This window comes from Allobosea sp. 05T433 (assembly GCF_056396065.1).
In genome coordinates this window covers 1-5214 of sequence record NZ_JBFTKS010000074.1, presented here as the reverse complement: position 1 = coordinate 5214, position 5214 = coordinate 1, and the positions used below count along the sequence as shown (strand labels likewise).

Below are 5214 nucleotides of genomic sequence, written 5' to 3'. Positions count from 1 at the left end.
AGGCGCTCCTGCGAAAAGCAGCCGAGCGAACCGTCGAAGGCCTCTGGCGAACCATCGGAACAATCCTCGACGCCTTCACTCCCGACGAATGCAAAAACTACTTCAGGGCTGCCGGATATGAGCCGGAATAACGTGAAAATGCTCTAGCGTCGTTGGGAGGGAGGTCAGATCGTGTGGCAAAGCCGCCGAACTCCCATTTCCATGTTCGGGGCCAAACCCACTCAGGCTGGAGCGAGCAAAGAATTGGCCGAAAATAACAAGCCGCCGACGCTGAGGCCACGCATTTCGCGGAGGTCCGCCTTAAAGCGCGCGGCAGACATGCGGAGAGAGAAGCTTGAAGAGGTCGATATCGCGCGTTTGATAGTCACCCGCTTCCGCGGGGCGATCCGACATTGTTAGTGGATCGACTGGCGCGACGCCATCGCGGTTCGTGGAGTTGGGCCAAATTGCGCAGCCGACGCGCCCACGGACGATCCTCTACGTCCTGCTCGTTGCACCATCTGATGCCGTGCGGCTAGCGCGGCTCTGGCGGCTGTTTTTGATTTTCGGATCCGGCGGATCCTGTGCAACATCCTCACGGACAAGGAGCGCGGTCAAGGATCGAGGAACACACTGACATGAGCGGTTTTCCTGACTGGCAACTGGTCTGGCACCAGTTCAGGGGCATGACATCGGGCGACGTTCCGATCTGGATGAGCGCGCCGGGTCACTGGATGGATGCGCCGTTTGTGATCACGCCTGTGACCTATCCTGACGGGAGTGTGTCTCGGCATTTTGCGGCTCGCGACAATGCCAACCACCGCGTCATTACCAATGTCGCCGAAACCCCCGAAGAGGCGAAGCAGATTGTCGCGCGATACATTGCCGAAATCCGTGACGGGCATGTCTGGGACGGCGTCGATGTCAGCCCCGACGAGCTTCGTAAGAGAGTGGCGCGCAACGAGAGGGCCAAGGACTGACGATTCACCAGGGCGGGATTGAGGCCCAGCCGGCACCCATCCCACGACCGGCCGCAGAAGGGCTGGCCTCGCGCATGTCTGGGGCAAGTCAGCACGCGACGTGGGGGCAGTAGGCCGCCCGTTGTTGGGGATGGCCCTAGCGCTCCAGCGAGCAATGCGCAGGGACGTAGGCCGTCTTCAGCCGGCGGGGCTTCAGGCCTTCTTGGAAACCGAGTGCTGCGGCAAATGCGTGGCCGCTATCCGACAGCCGCCGTAGTTGGCGTGGTGACGGTGATGCTTGTACCAGCCGCGGTGATGGCCGCGATTCCAGCCATAATGGCGGCGGAGGCCATAGCGATACATGGCGTGATGCGACTGGCCATGATGCCAGCCATGCGGCTTGGCGTGCGCCTCGACGCTGGTGCCAACCGCTCCGTAGTCCGCCTCCGACATTGTCTCGGGAACAGTGTCGACATCGCGATCTTCGCCTCGGCTCCTCAACCCATGGTGTTGAGTTGCGAGATGTCGGCGTCGTGAACTGACCAGCGCCGCCTGATACCGTAACCTGCCAGTCACGTTTTGTTGGGGCGCTCACCTATGAGGTTCCGCTTCGGTCATTCAGTGCGTACGTTTCCTGGTGTTCGGCTGACCTTCAGCAAAACCGGCATCAGCGTTTCCGCGGCTGTACGCGGGACCACCACCGGACCTCTCGACAGTTCCCTGACACTCGAAGCCCGACCGTCCGAGTTCCAACGTCCCCGCGAGATACACAGCAAGGGGGGCGCGCAGCTGACAAGTTCGGATCTTCAGGGCCTAAAGGACTTGATCAATGATGCGGCTCATCAGAAGGCGGCCCTCCAATCGGATTACCGGGCAGCGCTCAGAAGCCGCAAGTCGGCCTGGAGGAAGTTATGCCGGCGCGAACAACCCCCGCTCAGATGGTTCCCGAAGTCATCAATCCCAAAGCTCCGCTGGGCCTTTGAAGAGACGGAGATCGAAGCCAGGAAAGTGCTGTCTGCGCTCTCTGCCAGCGAAATCGGGATTGAGATCGAACTCGATGAGGATGCCTGGAGCACTTGGGTCGAAGTGGAGTACTCCCATGCTGCCTTGGCTCGCTCCGACTATCTCTGGGACGTAGCCTCGTCGAGCGAGGACGAACGGGCCAAGGAGAGACCCACTTCTTCGTCGGCCGTCACACGATACCAGGTTCGGCTGCATCCCATCTTGGATGGAATTATCTCAGGCTCTCCTGGGGTCCGCCTCGAGAACGCAAACGGAGACAATCTCGATATCTTCGGCGGCTTCGTCCTGATGCGCTCAAAAGGCGCCAGCGATTACGCCGTGATCGATTTCCGTGACGTCTTTGTCGAAGCGACAGATGTCCCGTTCATCGAAAGTGAAGCCGTTCCCGCGGACGCGCAGGTGATCGACCATGTATCGGCCAATTCCAGCAAGGATCGATCACCCGATGGACGGCTCAACGACCAGCTTCCGATCGCCAAATATGGCCAGATCACCATCACCAGCGGAAAGGGGCTCCATGAGGTATTTTTGGCAAGCAACTGCGAAGCGGCATTTCGGTTTGCCGATGCGCTCGCGGCTTTCAAATCGGCCCTGATCCGTCAGGCCGCTAATTCACAACCCGGCGACGCTCCGCCGCCTGCGATGCGATCTACACCCGCCCCGGAGTTCGAGAAACCCCTGCCAGAACTCCAACGGGTCAGCGGCGCTTATGAACTCATCCTCATTCCTGTCGCGCTCGCTGTCGCACCCATTTTGGCGTCTTCGTGGCGCCAACAGCCTCCGACCTCGCCCCCGATCATCGCCGCCCTCCGCTCGAACCCGGCGGAAGCGCGCATAGCCGGCCTCCCCTCAACCCAAATCTCGGTCGCGCCAGTGAGGCCTGTCGCTACGGCTCCACAGGTCGGAGCCCTCTCGACGAATCAAGCTCAGCCACGTGAGCGGCTCGTTCTCCTCCAGCATGCCAACGTCCGATCAGGACCTGTGCGATCCTCTGCATCCCTGCGGGTCGCGCCGAAAGGAGCGATCGTCAGCGTTTTCAGACGAGACGGAAGATGGATAGAGGTCGGGGATGAGCAGCCTTGGGGCTGGGTGAACACGGTTCTCCTGAAAAAGCCGTGACCGCGCAAATTACCTTCTCGGGGGCCTCACCGTCGTAAGCTTGTGAGTTTGAGTATTGCGATACCGCGTCGGCAGCCTGTTACACCTGCCGCCTCATTCCCGCCCCCGACCTGAAGGCCGTCCAGGGTGCCAGTCCGGACGGTCGTCTCGCAGCACGAGCCGGCAGCTACGATTCCTGATGTGCGAGTCGTTACGTTCCCGGCATTCGAGCCTGAAGTGTCTTTGAAACGTTCGATCGAGGCAGAAGTCGCACGATATTCGACGGCCGCGCATCCCGTTCAGTGAGGGCCACCGCATCAAGCAGAAGTTCGATGGCGCGGCACAGCCGCTCGTCTTCGAGACTATCGTTATCAAGGGCGAGGAACGCCTCAACCAAGAAGGCTCGGCATTTACGGTAATMGCTCATGGCGAGCATGCTGATGCCAACAGATTAACGCTCGACAAAATGATTGAGAGCAATTCGATCCACTGGGACGGCTCACTTGCACCCCACCATCTCCGCCAGCTCGCATATTCGCGTCTCGACGGCGCCATGGGGGCGTCGGAGGAGGTGGCTGCCGCTTGTGGCTGATGTGCAGGACGCAGGCGAAGCGGGAAGATCCGGCGGGGCGAGCGCAGCTATCGGCCTTTCTGTCGGCAGGTAGCAGCTGATCTGGCGAAGCGCCTTCCTCACTCCGCATTTCCTCAAGAGCCGATACCTCAACAATCGGATCGAACGGGATCATCGGCGCATCAAGCGCCGCATCCGTTCCATTGCTCGGCTTGGTGGGGAGCGCCGAGGCGATCCTGTCCGGCATCGAGGTGGTCCACATGATGCGCAAAAGACCGGCGAGATTTGCCTACAAGCCGGGCCCGTCAATTGCCGAGCAATTCGAAACGCTCGCTGCCTGGTCTGGGCCCACGGGCGCCGCTCTTCCCGTCCAATTTCCGGAATTGCGACCGAGCCGGTGGAGGCCGCCCTCGAAGCGATGCGCGCTCATGACGCCATCGAGACCGCGCCGCCAGGCTGGTGCAGGGCGCTCGATGAGGTCACGGCCGCGACCGTCGCGCACATGATGACCGACGGTATTTCCGCGACGAAAAGCCTGAGCCTCTTCATCGCCGCCACGCGTGGCCCTGAGATCAACGCAGCCAAATGTTTCTTCCGACGGAGCCAGGCACGAATTAGCGTTGGCTAATCTTGTCCGTACTTGACGAAACTGCCTTTCGTGAGCACCATGTGGCATTGCGCCACCTCCCCTGAGACGCTTCGACGGCAGGAGCCCTCCAAGGCTTCCCGATAACCCAGCTCTCCCATGGGTTACGTTTCCGGCTGGGGAACCCCCGTAGAGGCTCCGCAACGGCCTCTACGGGGTTTTTTCACAGTGGTGTGCAATTAATCTGGCGCAGGATGCCATCTCGGCAGTATCATAACGATCGGACCGATCTCGCGGCAGYGMARCTGGCCGGTGACGCAGCCGAAGGCGAACTCGCCGCCTGTCWTGCCYKCGAARAGGATGTAGGCCGGCTCCATCATGTCGAGGAACGGTATCCCACACAGCCATCTCGACGATCCGCCACTTGCCCTTGATCATGCCGGGGCCGCCAGAAGCTTGGGCAGRCGGATCAGGTTGTARRCGGCCMGCGCCAGAGTGAACGCGGCATCGACCTTGGGGCGGCCGCGCACCTTCRCCTTGGCCAGTCCCGCCGAGCTTTTGATCCAGCGGCGTCGGGAAGGGCAGCGGCGATTCGAACGCGCGCAGGCGGCCCCTGCATTTAACGGAAGCTTGAGAAGCCGCTTCCGCTCAGTGCGTTCTGGTCCGGTATGGTATTCAGGGCGCCTCTTCAGCGTCTAATCCGTCAGAAAATCGCCTCTGTCCGCAGGCCTAATGCTATCGCTCCGGCATAGCGAGCCTGAGGACCGGCCTGGAGAGGGTGAAAGCGTGCGCCCTGTATGTCGCGAAAGCGGCGTTCGAGTCCTCTCACACGATAGAACGATGCACCGCCCGCTAGAGCATTTTCACGTTATTCCGGCTCATATCCGGCAGCCCTGAAGTAGTTTTTGCATTCGTCGGGAGTGAAGGCGTCGAGGATTGTTCCGATGGTTCGCCAGAGGCCTTCGACGGTTCGCTCGGCTGCTTTTCGCAGGAGCGCC

At 61.0% G+C, this 5214-nt stretch carries 3 protein-coding genes and 4 pseudogenes; 4 read left to right on the top strand and 3 right to left on the bottom strand.

Annotated features, from left to right (window positions below):
* Positions 1 to 131 (top strand): annotated as a pseudogene (locus AC1DGP_RS34740) (IS630 family transposase); the annotation flags it as partial.
* Between the two features lie 486 nt (positions 132 to 617).
* Positions 618 to 959: a hypothetical protein gene (locus tag AC1DGP_RS34735; protein ID WP_441508762.1), complete on the top strand. Its 342-nt coding sequence runs from the start codon at positions 618 to 620 to the stop codon at positions 957 to 959.
* 192 nt (positions 960 to 1151) lie between these two features.
* Here AC1DGP_RS34735 and AC1DGP_RS34730 read toward each other — a convergent pair whose 3' ends face one another.
* Positions 1152 to 1391 (bottom strand): hypothetical protein, encoded by a 240-nt coding sequence (locus AC1DGP_RS34730; protein WP_441508763.1) that lies wholly within the window; start codon positions 1389 to 1391, stop codon positions 1152 to 1154.
* A 144-nt stretch (positions 1392 to 1535) separates the two neighbouring features.
* Here AC1DGP_RS34730 and AC1DGP_RS34725 point away from each other — a divergent pair, with 144 nt between their 5' ends.
* The gene (locus AC1DGP_RS34725; protein WP_476833239.1) at positions 1536 to 3080 is read left to right on the top strand and encodes a DUF4236 domain-containing protein; all 1545 of its coding nucleotides are present in this window, start codon (positions 1536 to 1538) and stop codon (positions 3078 to 3080) included.
* A gap of 686 nt (positions 3081 to 3766) precedes the next feature.
* Positions 3767 to 3968 (top strand): annotated as a pseudogene (locus tag AC1DGP_RS34720) (DDE-type integrase/transposase/recombinase); the annotation flags it as partial.
* Positions 3969 to 4919: 951 nt separating this feature from the next.
* Here the strand turns inward: AC1DGP_RS34720 and AC1DGP_RS34715 are convergent.
* Both AC1DGP_RS34715 and AC1DGP_RS34710 read right to left on the bottom strand, forming a co-directional pair.
* Positions 4920 to 5072, bottom strand: a pseudogene (locus AC1DGP_RS34715) (acyl-CoA dehydrogenase family protein); the annotation flags it as partial.
* 12 nt (positions 5073 to 5084) lie between these two features.
* A pseudogene (locus tag AC1DGP_RS34710) lies at positions 5085 to 5214 on the bottom strand (IS630 family transposase); the annotation flags it as partial.